The following is a 19,241-nucleotide window of genomic DNA, read 5'->3' on the forward strand; positions in this document are numbered from 1 at the left end:
GCTTACGCCTCCTTCTTTTCCCAGATGCGGATGTATCGGCCGAGAATATTCGCCGCCACAACCACACTGAGGATGATGATGCCCTGCATGATGACGACGCTTTCCATCGGCACGCCTAAAAAGGTTTGAATGCCTTCTGCACCGCGGCTGAGAAAGCCGAATAAAAGCGCCGACAGCACAATGCCGAGCGGATTGTTATTGCCCATCAGCGCAACCGCAATGCCGTTGAAGCCGAGACTTTTCGGAAAATCAAGATCCATGAAGCCGTAAAAGCAGAGAAGGTGCGACAGACCGACCAGGCCTGCAATGGCGCCGCTCAAAAGAAAGCCGCGCAGATATACGCCCGCCGGTTTGATGCCCGAAGCTTCGGCCGCGCCCGGATTTTGTCCGACGGCGCGGATTTCAAAGCCGAACGGCGTACGCTGGATCAGATAGTAGATGCCGACCGCCAGTGCGATCGCCAGCAGGAAAAACCAGTTCACGTACACATAGCTTGGCAGTTCGACGCCAAACAAGCCCATCAAGCCATGCAATTTCGGCATCAGCGCCGATTCTGCGATCTTAGCCGTTCGAATCAGCGGCGAGCCCAGCCCTTCCGGAATATTTTGGTTCTGATCCATGAACACATCGGCCACCAGATAATGAATCAAAGAGTAGGCGATGTAATTGAGCATGATCGTACTGATGACTTCATGCACGCCGCGTTTCAGTTTCAGATAAATCGCAATCGCCGACCAGAGCATGCCGCCGGCCATTGCCGCAACGATCGCAAGCGGCAAATGAATAAACATCGGTAAGTTGGTAAAACTAAAGCCGACCAGTGCGGCGCAAAACGCGCCCATGAAATACTGCCCTTCAACGCCGATATTAAAAAGACCGAGGCGAAAACCGACCGCCACGGAAAGGCCGGAAAAAATGAGCGGCGTCGCATTGAACAGGATCGCCGCCATACTGTCCATGCGGCTAAAACTGAACTCGACCATCGTCGCATATACTTCAAGCGGATTCTTGTCGATCGCTAACATCAGAAAGGAACTGACAATCATCGCGAACAGTACGGCCGCCAGCGGCGTCAAGATTTGCAGCCATAAGATCTTCGTCTTTTTATTCATGGATAGCCTCGCCTCCTTTCTGGCTGGCGCCCAGCATATACTGGCCGATTTCTTCTATGTCCAACTCACCCGGCACGAATTCTTTCACGATTTCCCCGTTATACATGATGCCGACGCGGTCGGATACAGAAAGCACTTCTTCCAGGTCCGCCGAGATCAGGAGTACTCCTTTGCAGCGGTTGCGAGCCTCGATCAGCTGTTTTTGCACAAACTCGATCGCGCCGATATCAAGACCACGCACCGGCTGCGATGCAATGATGAAATCAGGATCCTGACTGAGTTCGCGCGCCAGAACGACTTTTTGCTGATTGCCGCCGGAAAGATTGCGGATCGCCATGTCATAGGAGCTGAGGCGAATATCGAATTCTTTGATCTTGCGCGCGGTGAATTCCTTGATTGCTGCAATATTAAGCTTCCAAGCCGATCCTGCCGCCGGTTCGCGGTGCAGGCCGAGCACCGCATTTTCCCAAACCGTCATCGGCAGAACTACCGCACGATGATGGCGGTCTTCCGGGATATAGCCGACGCCGATATGGCGGATCGCGCTCACGCTTTTTCCTTTGATATCTTCGCCCTTGATCAGAATCTCGCCCGCATCATAGCGGGTCAATCCCATGATCGTTTCGACCAGTTCACGCTGTCCGTTGCCTTCGACGCCGGCCACGCCGTAAATTTCGCCGCGCCGGACGGTCAGACTCAGTTGATTCAAGCTGTAATGCGTCGATTCGCCTTTAACGCTGACATTTTTCATTTGCAAAACGGCCTCGGTTGCCGTGCAGGCCGGTTTCTCAAGTTGAAAGAGCACCGGACGGCCGACCATCATTTCCGCCAGCTGTTTCTTGCTCGTTTCCGCTCCCCTTACCGTACCGATCGCTTTGCCGCGGCGCAATACGGTGATCTGATCGGAAATGCGCAGAACTTCATTCAGTTTGTGGCTGATGAACAAAATGACTTTGCCCTCTGCTTTCAAACGATTCAGATTGACAAACAGCTCTTCCACTTCCTGCGGCGTCAACACGGCCGTAGGTTCGTCGAGAATCAAGATATCCGCGCCCCGATACAAGACTTTGAGAATCTCTACCCTTTGCTGGTGGCCGACCGAAAGTTCGCCCACCGGCTTGTCCAAATCCAATTTAAAATCATATAAGCGGCAGAGTTCTTCCACCTTGGCCCGAGCCTTGGCGAAATCAATGACCCCGCCTTTCGCTTCTTCAAAGCCCAGAATAATATTCTGCACCACGGTAAAACGATTGACCAGCATAAAATGCTGATGCACCATGCCGATGCCTTTTAGGATCGCATCGCGCGGCCCGACGAGCTGCAACTTCTCGCCGCGCAGCCAGACTTCGCCTTCGTCCTGATGATACAGGCCGGTGATGATATTCATCAACGTGCTTTTGCCCGCGCCGTTTTCTCCGACCAGCGCATGCACTTCGCCCTTTAGCGCGATTAAAGAAATGCTATCGTTCGCGACCAGTCCGGGAAACCGTTTTGTAATCCCTTTTAATTCTAATATCTTCTCCACAGTAACTCTCCTTCTTTACAAAGGCTTTCTTGCTGACTTAGAAACCGGTTACAAACTGCGATATGAAACGGGGGCTGACAACGTTCACCAGCCCCCGGCTCATCTCTTGCCTTCTGCGCTACAGTGCGCGGACTATTTCAGATCCTTCTTGCTGGCGGGCACTTTGATCTCGCCTGCAATGATCTTGGCTTTTATTTCTTCCAGTTTACCTTTGATGTCGCCGATCATATTCTTGTTGTATTCGTTCTCAGCATAGCCGACGCCGTCTTCCTTGACGCCAAACTCTTGATAGCCGCCTTTGAACTTGTTGTCGAGCACGCTCTTAATCGCGTTGAAAACAGCGGTATCGACGCGTTTCAGCATGCTAGTCAGGATGAACGGACGCTGTGCGTCGGTTGCCGTCAACGATTGGTCGGAGTCTACGCCAATCGCCAGTTTTTTCTGCGAAGCCACTGCCTCGATCACGCCGATGCCGGACGCGCCGGAAGCATGGTAGACAACATCAACGCCGTCTTTGATCTGCTTCAGCGTCAATTCCTTGCCTTTCACAGGATCTTTGAACGCTTCGCCGGTCGTGCCGATATAATCGGACATGACGACGATATTCGGATTAATGAATTTAGCGCCCGCCGTGTAACCGATTTCAAACTTTTCAATCGTCGGAATCTGCATGCCGCCGACAAAACCTACTTTACCGGTCTTGCTTTTCAGCGCAGCCGCTGCGCCGGTCAGGAACGAGCCTTCCTGTTCTTTAAAGAGCAGGCAGGAAATATTGCTGCTGTCTTTCAGCTCCGGTACATATCCATCGATGAGAGCAAACTTGGTCTGCGGAAAATCTTTGGCAACTTTAGCAACCGCATCGGTAAAGATGAAGCCTACGCCAAAAATGATATCATACTTTTCCTGTGCCAAAAGGCGCAGCAGTTGTTCACGGTTTTCACCGCCGGAAGCCGGTTCGAGATATTTGACTTCAATTTTGTCGCCAAACTCTTTCGTCGCTTTTTCCAGACCCGCATACGCAGCGTCGTTAAAGGACTTATCACCGCGTCCGCCAACGTCAAACACCAAACCAACCTTGATTTTCTTAGCACCGTCCGCCGGTTTCGCTTCTTCCTTCTTGCCGCAGCCGCTAATAAACGCGGTCGACAACATCAGCACGGCTAACAGACAGGCCAACATCCACTTCATGTTCTTCATGTTTTTCCTCCTTGTTTTTTCGCTCCTCCGTCGCCTTCAAAGCGACAGCTTGATTCGTATACAAATATACTACATTTCCTTAGAAAAATCCTCTTGCGCGCATAAACTTTTCGCTTTTTTCTAAAAACAATTGTATTTCGTCAAATAAGGTACACCATTTGCAAATCCTGACCGTTCGCTGATTTTTTTTAGCTTGTTTCTATTTATTATGTATACTTTACAATGAGCAAGGCACTTGCACGCCGCTTCTCTTTGAAACCGCTTTCTTGTTATGTGTTTCTTACGCCGCCTTTTTCACAAAAAAAATCCTCCCCTTATTCCGCTCCTTTAGTATGTTGTCTTTTCGATAATATGATATACTATATTTATATTAGCGCCTATTAATGAATCGTAAGGAGGTGATTCCCCATCGAACTTTCAGCCCGACAACTTCTTATCCTGGAAATGATTAAAGAGTCCGGCCCGATCACCAGCAGCGCCATTGCAGGACGTCTTAACCTGAGCCGCGCCGCTTTGCGCAGCGATTTGGCGATTTTGACGAGTTCCGGCCTGGCCGAGGCCAAACCGAAAGTAGGCTATTACTTCACCGGGAAAAACCCAAAAATGATCAGCCCCGCCCTCTTTGATGATCTACAGGTAAAAACGATCCACTCTCCGCCCATCGTCATTCACGGCACAAAATCCGTTTATGAAGCCATCGTAACAATGTTTCGCGAAGACGTCGGCACCATCTTTGTCGTCTCGGAAGAAGACGGTCTTGACGGCGTTTTGTCGCGCAAGGATTTGATCAAGGCCGCCATGGGCAACCACAATATCACCGAACTTCCGGTCAGCGTCGCGATGACGCGCATGCCGAACATCATTTTCACCACACCGGACGAAACGGTTTTGAACGCCGCGAAGAAACTGCTGACGCATCAAATCGACGCGTTGCCCGTTGTCGTTCCGCTGCCAACCGCCTCCGGCTCCGTCTATCGGGTAGTCGGACGCTTCACCAAGACCAATCTGACTCGTCTGTTTGTCCAACTGGCCGAAGAGTAGATTTTAAGACGGGAGGTTTTAGCGTGTCCAATCCCACCGTTTATATCTTATCCGATTCCGTCGGCGAAACCGGTGAACTCGTTCTCAAAGCTGCGCTGAGCCAATTCGGCGGCATTCATCTCAACATCATCCGCAAATCCTTCTTGACGACGGAACTGCAACTGGCGGAAGCGCTGGAAGAAGTCGAAGCCAATCAGGCAGCCGTCATCTACACGCTCGTGCGGCCGGAATTGATGAATTATCTGGAGCAGCGTCTGCACAAATCCGGCATTCCGCATGCCGATCTGATGGGCCCGGTCATCGACGTATTGGCCTCGCTGACAAACCTCACGCCGCGTAACGAACCCGGTCTGATCCGCAAGGTGGACGACGCTTATTTTACCAAGATCGAAGCGATCGAATTTGCCGTCAAGTTTGATGACGGCAAGGACCCGCGCGGTCTTTTGAAGTCGGACATCGTAATCACCGGCGTTTCCCGCACATCCAAGACCCCACTATGCATGTATTTGGCGCACAAAGGCCTCAAGGCCGCCAATATTCCGCTCGTCATCGACATTGCGCCGCCGGAGGAATTGTTCCTCGTTCCGCCCTCGAAAGTCGTCGGTCTGACGATAAAACCCTCTTTATTAATGGAGATTCGCAAAGAACGTTTGAAGACGATGGGCCTTGGCGTCGGCGGAAAATCCGATTACGCAAGCCTGGAGCGCATCCTGGAGGAACTGAAGTATGCCGAAGACATCATGCGCCGCATCGGTTGTCCGATCCTGGACGTAACCAGCAAGGCGACAGAAGAAACGGCTGCCCGCGTGCTCGATATCTACCGTAAAGGAGTGATTGAATAATGGCAAAGTACGTATATCTGTTTCATGAAGGTGGCGCCGAAATGCGTTCCCTCTTGGGAGGCAAAGGCGCCAATCTGGCTGAGATGACCAAGATCGGTTTGCCGGTTCCCCCGGGAATGACAATCAGTACCGAAGCCTGCCGCGAATATTATGAAAGCGGCCAGCAACTCCCCGACGGTTTGGCGGAAGAAATCAAGCGTAACCTGGTCACGCTCGAAAAAAACGTCGGCAAGGAGCTTGGCAATGTCGACAACCCGCTTTTGATTTCCGTTCGTTCCGGCGCCGTCTTCTCGATGCCGGGTATGATGGACACCATTCTCAATCTCGGTCTTAACGAGCAGACCGTTAAAAGCATGGCGCGCTTGACCGGCAATCTCTGTTTCGCCTATGACTCCTACCGCCGTTTCATTCAAATGTTCAGCGATGTGGTGCTCGAAATCCCCAAACATGATTTTGAACATATCCTGAGCAAAGAAAAAGAACGCCAGGGCGTCACCTACGATCAGGAACTGTCCGCCGACGCGCTGCGTTCGCTGATCGACCAGTTCAAATCATTGGTCAAAGAACGGCTTGGCCGTCCTTTCCCCGAAGACCCGATGGAACAGCTGTTCATGGCCGTAGAAGCGGTCTTTCGTTCCTGGAACAACGACCGCGCCATTATATATCGCAACCTGAATAAAATCGACCACAATCTCGGGACCGCGGTCAACATCCAATCGATGGTTTTCGGCAACATGGGCGACGATTCGGGCACGGGCGTCGCGTTCACGCGTAACCCCTCGACCGGCGAAAACGTCTTATACGGCGAATATCTTACCAACGCACAGGGCGAAGACGTCGTCGCCGGCATCCGCACGCCGCGCCCGATCGCCAAGCTGGCCGAAGAAATGCCGGCGGTCTATCAGCAGTTCTCGACAATCGCCCGTACGCTGGAAAAGCACTACAAAAATCTGCAGGACATTGAATTCACGGTCGAAAAAGGCAAGCTCTACATGCTGCAGACGCGCAACGGCAAACGAACCGCGCAGGCCGGCATCCGGATCGCGCACGATCTGGCTATGGAAGGTCTGATCAGTAAAAATGACGCGCTACTCTTGATCGAAGCGGCGCAGCTCGATCACTTGCTGCACCGCCAAATTGACAGCGAGGCCAAACTCACCGTACTGGCCAAAGGCCTGCCGGCTTCGCCCGGCGCTGCTTCGGGCCAGGTGGTCTTCGACTCCGACGAAGCCGAGCGGCTGGGCAAGAGCGGCCAAAAAGTGCTGCTCGTCCGTACCGAAACGACGCCGGACGACATTCACGGCATCGTCGCCGCACAGGGCATCCTAACCAGTCGCGGCGGCATGACCAGCCACGCCGCGGTGGTCGCGCGCGGCATGGGCAAGCCCTGCGTCTGCGGCTGCGAAGCGATTAAAATCGATTACGCCAAGCAGGAATTTTCCGTCGACGGCACCGTCGTCAAGGCAGGCGATCTCGTCTCGATCGACGGCGCGGCCGGACGGGTCATCCTCGGCAATGTGCCGATGAAGGATCCTGTCCTGTCCAAAGAATATCTCACACTCCTCTCCTGGGCCGATGACGTGCGCCGCCTGCAGGTCAGAGCCAATGCCGACACGCCGGAAGACGCACTCAAAGCGCGCGAATTCGGCGCCGCCGGCGTCGGTCTCTGCCGCACGGAGCACATGTTCATGGGGCAGGAACGCTTGCCGCATGTACAGCAGATGATTCTGGCCGAAACGACCGAGGAACGGCTTGAAGCTTTGCAAGCTCTCCTGCCGATGCAGGAAAGCGATTTCTACGGCATCCTCAAGGCGATGGCCGGTTATCCGGTTTGCATCCGCTTGCTCGATCCGCCGCTGCATGAATTCCTGCCCAGTCTCGAAGAGCTGCTGGTCGAAACCGCCACGCTTCGCGCGACCGGCCAGGAACCCGAGCGCCTGCGCAGCCGCGAACTGCTGCTGCGCAAAGTACGCGCGCTGCATGAATTCAACCCGATGCTTGGCCATCGCGGCTGTCGCCTCGGCATCAGTTTCCCGGAAATATATGAAATGCAAATTCAGGCGATCTGCAATGCCGCGGCCCGTTTAAGCAAAGAAGGCGTCCAGGTTCTGCCGGAAATCGAAGTTCCTTTGACGATCGATAAATCGGAAATGGTCTTCTTCAAAGAGAAGATCGACCGCATCGCGCAGGAAACGATGCAGCAATATGGCGTGACGTTCCACTATACCAGCGGCACGATGATCGAACTGCCGCGCGCCGCTCTATTGGCCGACGAACTGGCCGAAGTATCCGATTTCTTCAGCTTCGGCACCAATGACCTGACGCAGACCACGCTTGGCTTTAGCCGCGATGATGCCGAAGGAAAATTCCTTTCCGACTATCTCAACCTCAAAATTCTCAAGGACAATCCTTTCATCACGCTGGACCGCAGAGGCGTCGGCCAACTGATGCAGATCGCGGTCGAAAAAGGACGCCGCGTCCGCCCCGATCTTTTGATCGGCATTTGCGGCGAGCACGGCGGCGAAGCGAATTCGGTCCAGTTCTGCCACGAAATCGGTCTGGACTTTGTCAGCTGCTCGCCTTACCGTGTTCCGATCGCCCGCCTCGCGGCGGCGCAGGCCGCGATCAGCACCGGCGAAAGTTACGGTACGCGTTGAGCGCCACAGTAATTTAAAAAGGCGGCTGTAGCCGGTAGCTTGCAAGCTATTTTGCTGCAGCCGCCTTTTCTTTTTCTCTATTTCCTTAAGTCCGTGACACTTTTCACCGATAGTTATAGCAGCTGACGATCGTCATTGTTTTTGACTGATCAGTCTGCACGATCGTGCGTCAGCTAATTTAAAGGGAATTCGCCCGCTTGGCTAGAATATGTTTTAGACTGGTTCAGCCTTCGAATCCGTTAAAGGAGCTGTCTCTATGTATGCCATCATCACCCATTCCTGCGCTGGCCGGGCTCATCTCGTTTCAAAGCCTTTGGTCCGCGGCTGGAATCTTTATTGCTGCAATCGTTGCGGCTCCGTCTTTTATAAGTGGGTCACGCAGAAAATGTTTGAGACGGCCCCCTATTAACAGTCATAAAAAAGCCTGGAAAGCAAAGCTTTCCAGGCTTTTTTATCCTTTATCTGGCCAGTTCATAAATAGCCTGCGCATAAATTTTGGCGCTGAGCAGCAGTTCATCGAGCGCCATCTGCTCATTTGGCTCATGACAGCAGCCTGGCGTGCCGGGAAATTCCGGACCGTAGGCAACGACATTCGACATCGTCTTGGCATACGTTCCGCCGCCGATCGCCAGCGGTGCCGCCTTTATGCCGGTCTGCTCTTCGAAGATGCGGAGCAGCGTGGCAACCAGCGGATGATCTTTCGGGAAATAAAGCGGTAAATGCGGCTTACGGCATACCAGCGTCAAGCCTAGCGCAGCAACCCCCTGCTCCAGTTTAGCCAGCAAATCTTCAAACTTCAGCGTGACCGGGTAACGTACGTTGCAAGTAGCGGTCATGCTTGTCTCATCGATCTTTAAAATCCCCAGGTTGTTTGTTAGCAATCCGGATGGTTCATCCTGGCAGGCAATGCCGAGTGATGCGCCATTCGTTTCTTCACCGATTGCTTTTTGCAATTTATGCAACGCTTCGCTGACGCCGCCGGCAATTTGCAGTCCCTGCAAGAAGTCCACCATCAGCATCGCCGCATTGACGCCGAGTTCCGGCGTACTACCATGCGCCCCCAACCCTCGAGCTGTAACATTGACTGTATTTCCGTCACAAACCGCACTGATTTCACAGTTCTTTCTCTGGGCATAGTCGCTGCAGGCAGCCACTACCGTATCTGGAGCACTACAGGTCAGAACGGCTTCACAATAATCCGGCACCATGTTCGGCAACCGTCCTCCATCAAGACGGTTCAGGATGATTTCACCTTTCTGCGCTGCTTGAAACGAGCTTTTCAGTTCAAAATTCACGATGCCTTTTTCCGCATGAATGACCGGAAAACTCGCATCAGGCGTAAAACCTGCCGCCGGGGCCGGTTCTCTCTCCGTATAGTACGCCGCATCGAGACAACCGGTCTCTTCATTGGTGCCAAAAATGATCCTGACCCGTTTACTAAGCGGCAAGCCCAGTTCTTTTACCGCTTTAAGCCCGTATAATGCGGCAAAGAGCGGCCCTTTGTCATCAAGCACGCCGCGTCCGTACATCTTTCCGTCGTGCACTTCGCAGCCGAACGGCGGATGCTGCCAGCCGTCGCCTTCCGGCACAACGTCAAGATGACCGAGCACCGCGACGTACTCCTCGCCATCGCCGTATTCGGCGTAACCGATATAACCGTCAAGATTCTTCGTTTTCAAGCCCATTTTTCCGGCTACGCCGAGCGCATGCTCGAGCGCCTCTGCCACCGCTGCGCCAAACGGCTGTCCCGGCTTCGCTTCGCCTTGTACACTCGGGATCGCCACCGATTCTTTAATGCTCTGCAGCATTTCCTGCTGCAAACTCTCTACTTTTCTCTGTAATTGTTCCACTTTTTCTTCCTCCTGCCTCACTGGTTCTCTTAGTATATTTTCGCTAATTCCCACCTTTTTCCCTGTGTTTAACCGCTCAAAAAAGCAGCCGCCTCTTTTGTGCACATCTGCTAAGATTGCATAAAAAAGCAGCGCCGCTTTCTCGTTTTACAGCTTGGCGCTGCTCTTTCGTTTCAGACCTTGAACTTTTGCACCTCTTCCTGCAGATCCTGGGCGATTTCAGCCAAACCGCCTGCATTCGCAGCGATCTCTTCGGCCGCCGCTGACTGCTCTTCCGAGGCCGCAGCCACCTGTTCCGCCGCCGAAGCCGATTCTTCGACGATCGCCGCTACCTGTTCCATCGATTGTAAGACATCATCGGAATATTTGCCGAGCACTTCCAATCGCTGCCGCATATGCTCGACGCCCTGGCTCGTTTCGGCTACATTGACGACGATCACTTTGATCGCCTCGCCGCCGCGCTGGATCGAATCGACCTGGAAGTTGATTGTTTCCAGATTGCTTTCCATCGTCCGTACCGTTACCGCCGTTTCCGCCTGGATATCGTTGACTAGGTTTTCAATCTGCTTCGCCGCATTGGCTGCTCCTTCGGCGAGTTTTCGCACTTCGTCGGCAACGACCGCAAAACCGCGGCCCATTTCACCGGCGCGGGCGGCTTCGATCGCCGCGTTCAAAGCCAGCAGATTCGTTTGACTGGATATATCGGAAATCAGCGTGACGATCGCGCCGATTTCTTCCGAACGTTTGCCAAGATTTTGAATCGACTCGGTGGCGAAACGCACCGTCTTTTGCACATTGCCCAACTGTTCGATTGACTCATTCAACGCATCGGCACCCGCCTGCGCGGCTGTCGACGTTCGCGCCGCCATCGCCGCCGTTTCATCGGCCTCTCGATTGCCGATCGCAACTTCTTTCTTCGTGTCGCGCATCTTGTCGAGCACGGTATTGCTGTGTTCCGCTTGCTCGGTCGCTCCTTGCGCCACTTCATTGATCGCCTGCGCAATTTGCCCCGACGTCAAGCCGGTTTGTTCCGCCGTTTGCGACAAATGGCCGCTGCTGGTCGAAACCTGTTGCGCATGCCGGGTAATATGATGCAGCATATCCGACAGCTCAGCACGCATACCTTCCATTGCTACCGCCAGACTGCCGATTTCATCTTTCGATCGATAGTGAATTTCATCTTCCGCTGTCTTGCGCAAATCACCGCCGGCAATCTTATTGGCAACGACGCTCAACCTATGCAACGGCGCCGCCATATATCCTGCAAACCAAAATACCAACAACATTGCCAAAATCAGTATCGTCAATCCGACAAGCAACGATGTTTTTTGTAATGCAATGATATCTTCCAAATATTCGTCCTGCGGCACCGTCACGCCAAGACTCCAGCTAGACCCTGGAATCGGCGCATAAGCGCTATACTTCAAAATCCCTTTATATGTGTATTGCATCAGACCGCTTTCGCCTTTAATCATCTGCGTAGCCAAATTTTGCAGATTTTTATCAAGGCTTGCGTCGGTCGCCATGTTTAACTTCATAATCAAATTCGGATCCGGATGGATAAAAACAACGCCGTCATTCTTTATCACGAATGCATAGCCTGTTTTTGCGACTTTAACCGCCGACACCCGTTGACTCAAACCTTCAATTGAAATCGTCCCCCCGACAACGCCGAGCTTAACACCGTCCTTCACTACGGGCGCAGCGACGACAGCAACCAGCGTTTTGTTGTCCGTCAGTGAAATGAGCGGATCAGATATCACGACCTTGCCACTTGTCATCGCTTCCTTAAAATAAGGCCGGGCACTGACATCGACTTCCGCTCCGACTGTGTTATATGATTTGCCCTGCGCATCTGCAAAAAACATCCACGAATACAGCGCCGTTCCTTTTCCATCTTTCAGCGCGCCAACTTCATTTTTCATAAATTGCAGCACGGCTGCTTTATCGTCGCCGGCAAGTGGGATACCCGAGGCAACAGCCGCCATCTCTCCCCGGCGCGCCGTCAGCCACAACTGTAATGCATCCGCCCGCGATACAGCCGTATCGGTAATATCCTCCTGCGCTTGTTGCAACAAGGCATTCTTAGCCTGCCAATAGTTCAACGTTCCCAACACGCCGATTGCCAGAATCACTAGACAACCTACAATTAAGATTAATTTGCTTCGGATACTGTTCATCACGCATCCTCCCTTTCTTGACCGACTTCAATATTGCCCAAGCGGCATCTGCGGCTGATATCCTGATTCGAGAATCGCGACCGCTTCCTCATCGCTTCCGACAATGGGGAAGATGCAATGAAACTTTGAAATCGTAAACAATTCCCTCATGAATCCCGACGGCACGACCATAGCCACCTTAACCTTCTCTTTAGCAGCTTCCTTGGCAAAATTGATCAGGACGCCAAATCCGGTGCTGTCGATTTTCGTAACGGCAGACAGATTCAGGATATAACCGACACCGCCGTCAACAACGAACTGCCTTAATCCCTCTTTGGCGGCTTGCGTGTTTTCATAAACGAGTCTGCCGCTTAAACGGATCCGCATGTAGTTACGATATCCGTCGCCAGCCACACCTACATCAAATTCCGACATCGTCATCAAACCCCCTTCCATCTTTTACGCATGCCAAAGACATGGCCCCGTTCCGGCTGATAAAACGACCAAATTTCATCGACCATCTGACGGATAAAAAGCAGCCCCCGTCCCCGTTCGTCCAGCAGACAATCCTCCATCGACGCTTCGGCCAGCTTTTCCTGCCATTCGGGCTGAAAACCGAAGCCTTGGTCGATGATGCAGATGACAATCCCCTGCCAATCAACGCTCACCTCTATTTCGATCCGCTCTTTCCCTTCACTCTCTGCCATCGCCTCCAACGCATTCAAAACCGCTTCTCGCAGGACAAAACTGAGCCGCTCTCCTTCCTCCGGGCAAAGACGCTGAAACAAATCTTCCGCGAAGGCATCGACCCGCGCCAATTCCGCAGGAACCGCCTCCACCTCCAACGCCCATAGTTCAGGTTCTCGCTCATGTCGTGGTACAGACATCCGCCTCCCTCCCTATGTTTTGCTAAAACTGTAATATATTTACTTCTTCGCAAAAAGATAAAACCCTTTATTTTACAATTTGTTTTTCACAGCTTCCGCCCCGCCTCTTTCGCAAAGAAAACTGTTGCACTTGGGCCGCGCAGCCCTGTTGCAACAGTTTTCCTCACCTTCTTCATTTTCCCCGCCTCAGCGGATTTTTTCCCACTCGCGCACCGCTTTGCGCAGCTTGCGCCACGTCTTGACCAGTTCCTTGCCGGCGTTGCCTGCTCTGGCTTCCTGCCAGCCCGCAATCCGTCCGGCCGCATAATAGACCTGCGGATCCGTCTGACCTTGCAGCGCCTCCTGCCAAAGCTGATCCGCACCGCTCGCATCGCAGATCGTACCCAGATTATCCTGCAGACGAATCAGACCGCGTCGCATGCTGCCCTTTTCTTCCGGCCAGAGATACTGAAAGACATCCCAGACATAGCGCGCCCGCTTCACCCGTACGCGCAGCTTATGGAGCAGCGGCGTCTCGATCGCGCTCTCCATCACGGCGTCGCGACTGCCGTCCAGAACTTTGCAAAGCCAGGCTTCGATCCGCTCCGCGGCGAAGCGCTCCAGCGTACGGCCGGCTTCATCCAGCCAGTCCGACTCTTCCAATGCGGCCCATAATTCAAGCAAAATCGGCGTATCGATACCGCGGTAAAAATCAGCCTGCCTTTGCAGCGCTTCCGTATTTCGCAGCCCCTGCAGCGCTTCATTGTCCTGATGCAGAATTTCCATCGCCACATCCATTTCACGCAGACGGCCGAGCCGTCCCGCCAGGTCGGCCAAATCCGCGGCAAAGCGTTCATAATCGACTTCCGCTAAAAACGGTTTCGCCAAAGCCAGCATCGAGCGCAAGCGCCGGATGCTGACCCGCAATTGATGCACGGTTTCCGGGTTTTCCGCCTTTTCCATGAACGCTTTCGCATATTCCCAGACCAGGAACAGATGGTGTCTGACCTGTTCCTTGACCGCTTTACCGCAGGGCAGGGAGGCGTCCAGTTCCAGTCTTTCCTTCCTGCCGTCCTCTTTCGCCAAACCACCGAGCAGCAAGCCGCGATAAAACTTACTGCGACTTTCCGGGCGCAAGCCGCACTCTTTGGCCAGCATCGCGCCAAGTTCCAATAAAACGGCGGAGTTCCCCTCCAGCAGTTCCAACTCGACTTCCATAATCGGTTCTTCTTTGCCGCCGGCGAGGATCACGCCTTTGTCAAAAGCGATTTCCACCCGACTGCCGTCAGGCGTGTCGACCTCCTGCCAAAAGCGCTGAAAGCGCGTGACGACAATGGGCTCTAATGCAGCGTTCCCGACCGCCCCTTTAATCTGCGACCAGATGCTAAGGCTCTTTAAGAGCGAGATATCCGCATCCGCACTCGGCACATTCACATTCCATTCTTCACGTCGATGAAGCCCGCCGCCGCTGCTGCCGTTCCCCTTCACGGTAGCAACCCATACGCCGCCTTCACGGCGGACGCGATAGGCCAGTCCGGAACGCTGCAGCGCCAAATCGGCGGTGTCAAAGTAGCGCGCCTCCATTTCATCTTCGCCCTTGCTGCCGACGACAACCCACTCGGCCAATGCACGTCCTTCACGCAAACGTTCCCAGTAGGCTCCATTCAGGCATTGCAGCTTCAATTCCGTTTCCATGCCTTCGCCCTCCTCACATCTTTGCCCAGATCATCGGTTGAACAAACCAAAGCAGCCGTCCCTGCGGCGGAACCTGTTCCACCAGCTTAAACGCAGCGGCCGCTCCCGGCCGAAACGGCAAGACCACATTGGCCAGCCGCGCCGACCACAGACCCATATCCGGTTCATGCCCGACGATAATGAGTGTATCCTTGCTTGAAAACTCCTGCCATAAATCGGCCAGCGCATCCAGATCCCCCTGCGCAATCGCGGTGACTTCACGTATCGCAACGCCATTTTCGGCAGCGAGGATGTCCGCCGTTTCCTTCGCCCGCCGCAGCGGACTCGACCAGATATGCAGCGTGCCTGAGCCGAGCAAACGCTCCTTGAGTACACGCGCGGCGGCCGCAGCCCGCTCCGCTCCCTGTTCCGTCAAACGCCGCTCCCGGTCCGGCAAATGAGGCTGCCCTTCCTCCGCCTTGCCGTGGCGCATCAGGATCAAATCCATACTTTTCGCTCCTTCCGTACCGCCTTCGCCTTCGCGTCTTTTCATTCTCTTCCATTGTACTCCAGTTGCTAAATTGGCACAATTGTCATTTTTTCCCTCGCCTGATCGTTTTTGCTTTTTCTTGATCGTTTTTGATTTTTATTGCACTTTTTTGATTGACCTAGAAGAAAATTCAGATTATACTGGTCACAAATAATCATTTATAGTTCAGGAGGCCGTCATGTTTGCTGAAGAACGCCGCAATAAAATTTTGCAACGCATCCAATCCGGCGAGCCGTTAAAGGTCGGCGCGATCAGCGCCTGGCTTAATATTTCCGAGGCAACGGTTCGCCGCGATTTGCAAGAACTGCGCGCGATGGGTCTGATCCATCGCACGCATGGCGGCGCTGTTGCGCCGCAATTTCCGCTCGAACTTAGTTTTCAGGATCGGGAAGTACAGCATTTAGCGGAAAAAGAAGCGATTGCTGCCGCCGCCGCGCAGTTGGTCGAAGACGGCGAAACGATTCTGCTCGATGCCGGTACCACAACGCGTGAAATCGCGCGTCGTCTGCGCGGCAGAGCGATAACGGTCGCCACCAACAGCATGGACGTCGCCAGCATCTTCTCCGACGACTCGGCTGTTCAAGTCCTGCTGCTCGGCGGCATCTGGCGCAAGTCGATCAATTCCCTGGTCGGTCCGCTGACAAACAGTCTGCTGAAACAAATGCGCTTCGACAAATGTTTTTTAGCCGCTAACGCGATCGACTCCGTGCACGGCGTTGCCACGCATAACCTACAGGAAGCGGAGACGAAACAGGCGATGCTCGCCGCTTCGCGCAGCGTAATCCTGGCCGCGGATCACTCCAAATTCGGACGCGAAGATTTTGCCCGCATCTGCGGCCTGGCGGAATTGTCTTTGCTGCTGACCGACAGCGGCGTCAGTCCCGAAATATTAGCCGAACTGGAGACTTGTCTCGAAGTCCAGCTGGCATCGTAACAACGCGAAGGAGGAGTGGAAATGAATCGACCCTCGATCATCACGGTAACCTTAAACCCTGCTCTGGATCACACGCTTTCTTTGGAAGAATTTCAGCCAGGCCAACTGAACCGAGTTGCCGAGGCCCGTTTAGACCCCGGCGGCAAAGGCATCAATGTGACGAGCGTGGTTCACGCGCTGGGCGAGCCGGTTCTTGCCACCGGTTTTCTCGGCCAGGCTAACGCCGAGCCCTTTCTCAAACTTTTTCAGGAGCGGGCGATTGAACACGATTTCATCGCTTTGCCGGGCGAGAACCGCACCAACATCAAACTGGTGGAACATGCGACGCAACGCGTCAGCGAACTTAATTGCCCCGGCATTTCGCCCACGCAGCAGCACCTTGCCCTGCTGCTCGCCAAACTCAAAGACTTGGCAGCGCCGAACGTCTGGCTCGTCCTCTCGGGCAGCCTGCCCGCCAGCTTGCCAAGCGATTCTTACGCCAAGCTGATTGAAGCCTTGAAACCATCCGGCTGCCGCATTCTGCTCGACAGCAGCGGCGACTCTCTTAAGTTAGGACTGAAAAGTCACCCCTACGCCGCCAAGCCAAATCTGCCCGAGCTTTGCCAACTGACCGGCCGCGCTGCGGCTGACAAAAGCTCCTGGCTCGCGGCAATCGATCAATTGTTGGCAAGCGGCTTGACGCTTGCCGGGTTATCGCTTGGCGCGCAGGGCGCACTTTTGGCAACGCAGAAAGAAGCCTGGTTCGCGCCCGCACTGAGCATCCCTGTCGCCAGTACGGTCGGCGCCGGAGACGCTTTCGTCGCCGGACTGACCGTAGCACAATCGCGCGGTCAATCACTCGGCGACAGCCTGGCCCTGGCGACGGCGGCGGCCGCCGCTGCGGTCGCGATGCCCGGCACGCAACCCGGTTCCTATCAGGCAGTGCAGACGCTGCTTGCAAAAATAAAATTAGAGCAATGGAGGTAATGTCAAAATGGACTTGTCGCAACTTTTAACCCCCGAGCTGATTCTTTTTGATCTGAAGGCGACCGCTAAAGCAGAGGTATTGTCCGAGTTGGTAACTGTACTCGACAACGCGGGTTACCTCTCCGACCGCAAGCAATTCGAGGCAGCGGCCTGGAAACGTGAACAGGAGTATTCGACCGGCATCGGCATGGGCATCGCCATTCCCCACGCCAAAGACGCCAGTGTTCGCAAAGCCGCGCTCGTCTTCGGCCGCTCGGTTGGCGGCGCCGATTATCAATCGATGGACGGCACGCCGTCACATCTCTTTTTCCTAATCGCCGTACCGGCCGATGCGAACGACACGCACCTGGCAATCCTGTCCCACCTCTCACGTCGCCTGATGCACCAAGCGGTACGCGACCGCCTGATGTCCGCGTCTTCTTATGACGACGTAATCAACGCTTTTGCCGACTAAATCAAATACAGGAGGGTTCTTTTATGAAAATTCTTGCTGTCACCGCCTGCCCAACCGGCATCGCTCATACGTATATGGCCGCCGAAGCGCTGCAATTGGCCGCTAAGGAAATGGGCCTTGATCTGAAGGTAGAAACCCGCGGCTCGGTCGGTGCGGAAAATGAACTGACCGCCGCCGATCTGGCCGAAGCGCACGCGGTCATTCTTGCCGTGGACACCAGCGTAGATCGGGATCGTTTTGCCGGTCTGCCTATCATTGAAGCCGCGGTCAAAGATGCGATCACAAACCCCAAAGCCTTGCTGGAAAAAGCCTGTCAGGCAAAAAAAACGGATACTTTCACTGCGGCGGTCATGACCGCCAAAGAAGAAGGCAAACAAAAACAGTCTGCGATTTACAAACACTTGATGACCGGCGTTTCGCACATGTTGCCGCTCGTTGTCGCCGGCGGTCTGTTAATCGCCATCTCGTTCATCTTCGGCATCGAAGCCTTTAAGGAAAAAGGCACGCTGGCAGCCGCTCTGATGGATATCGGCGGCGGTTCCGCCTTTGCCCTCATGGTTCCGGTCTTAGCAGGCTTCATCGCCTACTCCATCGCCGACCGTCCGGGTCTGACGCCGGGCTTGATCGGCGGCATGCTGGCCGCCAAGATCGGCGCCGGTTTCCTCGGCGGCATCGTCGCCGGTTTCCTCGCCGGTTACGTCGCCCGCTGGCTGCGCGAATCCATTTCGCTGCCGCGCGCGCTGGAAGGCCTGAAGCCGATTCTGATTATTCCTTTGCTTTCCTCCGCCGTCGTCGGCTTGCTGATGATTTATATCATCGGTACGCCGGTCAAGGCGATTATGGATTTCATGACCGCGACGCTCAGCGGCATGACCTCCTCGAATGCCGCCGTACTCGGCCTGATCCTCGGCGCTATGATGGCGTTCGACATGGGCGGACCGGTCAACAAATCCGCTTACACCTTTGCGGTCGGCCTGCTTGGCAGCAACGTCTTCGAACCGATGGCCGCCGTTATGGCCGCAGGCATGACGCCGCCGCTCGGTTTGGCCTTGGCGACGTATCTCTTCCGCAACAAATTCAGCGCAGAGGAACGTGAGGCGGGAAAAGCCGCCGGCGTGATGGGCATCTCCTTCATCACCGAAGGCGCGATCCCGTTTGCAGCAAGCGATCCGCTGCGCGTCATCCCCTCGATCATGATCGGTTCGGCGCTGACCGGTGCGCTCTCGATGGCCTTCGGCTGCACGCTGCGTGCGCCGCACGGCGGCATCTTCGTCCTGCCGATTCCGCACGCAGTGGGCAATCTCGGCATGTACGTCCTGGCGATCCTGGCCGGCACGATCGTAACCGCGATTTGCCTCGCACTTTGTAAACCCCGTCTCGATAAAGCATAAACTTTTAAAGCAAAAAGCAGGCA

General features: G+C 54.4%; 16 protein-coding genes. 7 read left to right on the forward strand and 9 right to left on the reverse strand.

The window, feature by feature from the left end; all coding sequences use genetic code 11:
* Window positions 1–2 precede the first annotated feature (2 nt).
* The 3 genes from QTL79_RS07860 to QTL79_RS07870 form a co-directional block, all read right to left on the reverse strand.
* Window positions 3–1,112, reverse strand: a complete 1,110-nt coding sequence (locus QTL79_RS07860; RefSeq protein ID WP_346354412.1) for an ABC transporter permease — start codon at window positions 1,110–1,112, stop codon at window positions 3–5.
* The gene (locus QTL79_RS07865) at window positions 1,105–2,637 is read right to left on the reverse strand and encodes an ABC transporter ATP-binding protein (protein ID WP_346354413.1); all 1,533 of its coding nucleotides are present in this window, start codon (window positions 2,635–2,637) and stop codon (window positions 1,105–1,107) included. The genes QTL79_RS07860 and QTL79_RS07865 overlap by 8 nt, the downstream gene beginning before the upstream one ends.
* A gap of 132 nt (window positions 2,638–2,769) precedes the next feature.
* Complete coding sequence (locus QTL79_RS07870) at window positions 2,770–3,834, reverse strand: BMP family lipoprotein (protein WP_346354414.1); 1,065 nt, start codon at window positions 3,832–3,834, stop codon at window positions 2,770–2,772.
* A 408-nt stretch (window positions 3,835–4,242) separates the two neighbouring features.
* Here QTL79_RS07870 and ccpN point away from each other — a divergent pair, with 408 nt between their 5' ends.
* From ccpN to ppdK, 3 genes are read left to right on the forward strand one after another with little or no spacing between them, the layout of a single operon-like run.
* Window positions 4,243–4,875 carry a transcriptional regulator CcpN gene (ccpN, locus tag QTL79_RS07875; RefSeq protein ID WP_346354462.1) on the forward strand — a complete coding sequence of 211 codons (633 nt, stop codon included), beginning with the start codon at window positions 4,243–4,245 and terminating at the stop codon, window positions 4,873–4,875.
* Between the two features lie 23 nt (window positions 4,876–4,898).
* On the forward strand, window positions 4,899–5,717 hold the full coding sequence (locus QTL79_RS07880) for a pyruvate, water dikinase regulatory protein (protein WP_346354415.1): 819 nt from the start codon (window positions 4,899–4,901) through the stop codon (window positions 5,715–5,717).
* Window positions 5,717–8,374, forward strand: a complete 2,658-nt coding sequence (ppdK, locus tag QTL79_RS07885; RefSeq protein ID WP_346354416.1) for a pyruvate, phosphate dikinase — start codon at window positions 5,717–5,719, stop codon at window positions 8,372–8,374. Before QTL79_RS07880 ends, ppdK begins: the two co-directional genes overlap by 1 nt.
* A gap of 458 nt (window positions 8,375–8,832) precedes the next feature.
* On the opposite strand, the gene pepV is transcribed toward ppdK, so the two are convergent.
* The 6 genes from pepV to QTL79_RS07915 all read right to left on the reverse strand — a co-directional run bounded on the left by pepV (window position 8,833) and on the right by QTL79_RS07915 (window position 15,476).
* Window positions 8,833–10,224, reverse strand: a complete 1,392-nt coding sequence (gene pepV, locus QTL79_RS07890) for a dipeptidase PepV (RefSeq protein WP_346354417.1) — start codon at window positions 10,222–10,224, stop codon at window positions 8,833–8,835.
* A gap of 173 nt (window positions 10,225–10,397) precedes the next feature.
* Window positions 10,398–12,404: a methyl-accepting chemotaxis protein gene (locus tag QTL79_RS07895; protein ID WP_346354418.1), complete on the reverse strand. Its 2,007-nt coding sequence runs from the start codon at window positions 12,402–12,404 to the stop codon at window positions 10,398–10,400.
* A 27-nt stretch (window positions 12,405–12,431) separates the two neighbouring features.
* The gene (locus tag QTL79_RS07900; RefSeq protein ID WP_346354419.1) at window positions 12,432–12,818 is read right to left on the reverse strand and encodes an STAS domain-containing protein; all 387 of its coding nucleotides are present in this window, start codon (window positions 12,816–12,818) and stop codon (window positions 12,432–12,434) included.
* 5 nt (window positions 12,819–12,823) lie between these two features.
* The gene (locus tag QTL79_RS07905; RefSeq protein WP_346354420.1) at window positions 12,824–13,270 is read right to left on the reverse strand and encodes an ATP-binding protein; all 447 of its coding nucleotides are present in this window, start codon (window positions 13,268–13,270) and stop codon (window positions 12,824–12,826) included.
* Between the two features lie 186 nt (window positions 13,271–13,456).
* Window positions 13,457–14,944 (reverse strand): CYTH and CHAD domain-containing protein, encoded by a 1,488-nt coding sequence (locus tag QTL79_RS07910; protein ID WP_346354421.1) that lies wholly within the window; start codon window positions 14,942–14,944, stop codon window positions 13,457–13,459.
* 13 nt (window positions 14,945–14,957) lie between these two features.
* Window positions 14,958–15,476: a SixA phosphatase family protein gene (locus tag QTL79_RS07915; protein ID WP_346354422.1), complete on the reverse strand. Its 519-nt coding sequence runs from the start codon at window positions 15,474–15,476 to the stop codon at window positions 14,958–14,960.
* A 175-nt stretch (window positions 15,477–15,651) separates the two neighbouring features.
* On the opposite strand from QTL79_RS07915, the gene QTL79_RS07920 reads away from it, so the two are divergent.
* From QTL79_RS07920 to QTL79_RS07935, 4 genes are read left to right on the forward strand one after another with little or no spacing between them, the layout of a single operon-like run.
* On the forward strand, window positions 15,652–16,407 hold the full coding sequence (locus QTL79_RS07920) for a DeoR/GlpR family DNA-binding transcription regulator (protein WP_346354423.1): 756 nt from the start codon (window positions 15,652–15,654) through the stop codon (window positions 16,405–16,407).
* 21 nt (window positions 16,408–16,428) lie between these two features.
* The gene (gene pfkB / locus QTL79_RS07925; protein WP_346354424.1) at window positions 16,429–17,373 is read left to right on the forward strand and encodes a 1-phosphofructokinase; all 945 of its coding nucleotides are present in this window, start codon (window positions 16,429–16,431) and stop codon (window positions 17,371–17,373) included.
* Window positions 17,374–17,380: 7 nt separating this feature from the next.
* On the forward strand, window positions 17,381–17,827 hold the full coding sequence (locus tag QTL79_RS07930; protein WP_346354425.1) for a PTS sugar transporter subunit IIA: 447 nt from the start codon (window positions 17,381–17,383) through the stop codon (window positions 17,825–17,827).
* Window positions 17,828–17,850: 23 nt separating this feature from the next.
* Window positions 17,851–19,218 (forward strand): PTS fructose transporter subunit IIC, encoded by a 1,368-nt coding sequence (locus tag QTL79_RS07935; protein ID WP_346354426.1) that lies wholly within the window; start codon window positions 17,851–17,853, stop codon window positions 19,216–19,218.
* Window positions 19,219–19,241: the final 23 nt, after the last annotated feature.

It is taken from the genome of Azotosporobacter soli (genome assembly GCF_030542965.1).
Classification (GTDB): Bacteria; Bacillota; Negativicutes; order SG130; family SG130; genus Azotosporobacter; species Azotosporobacter soli.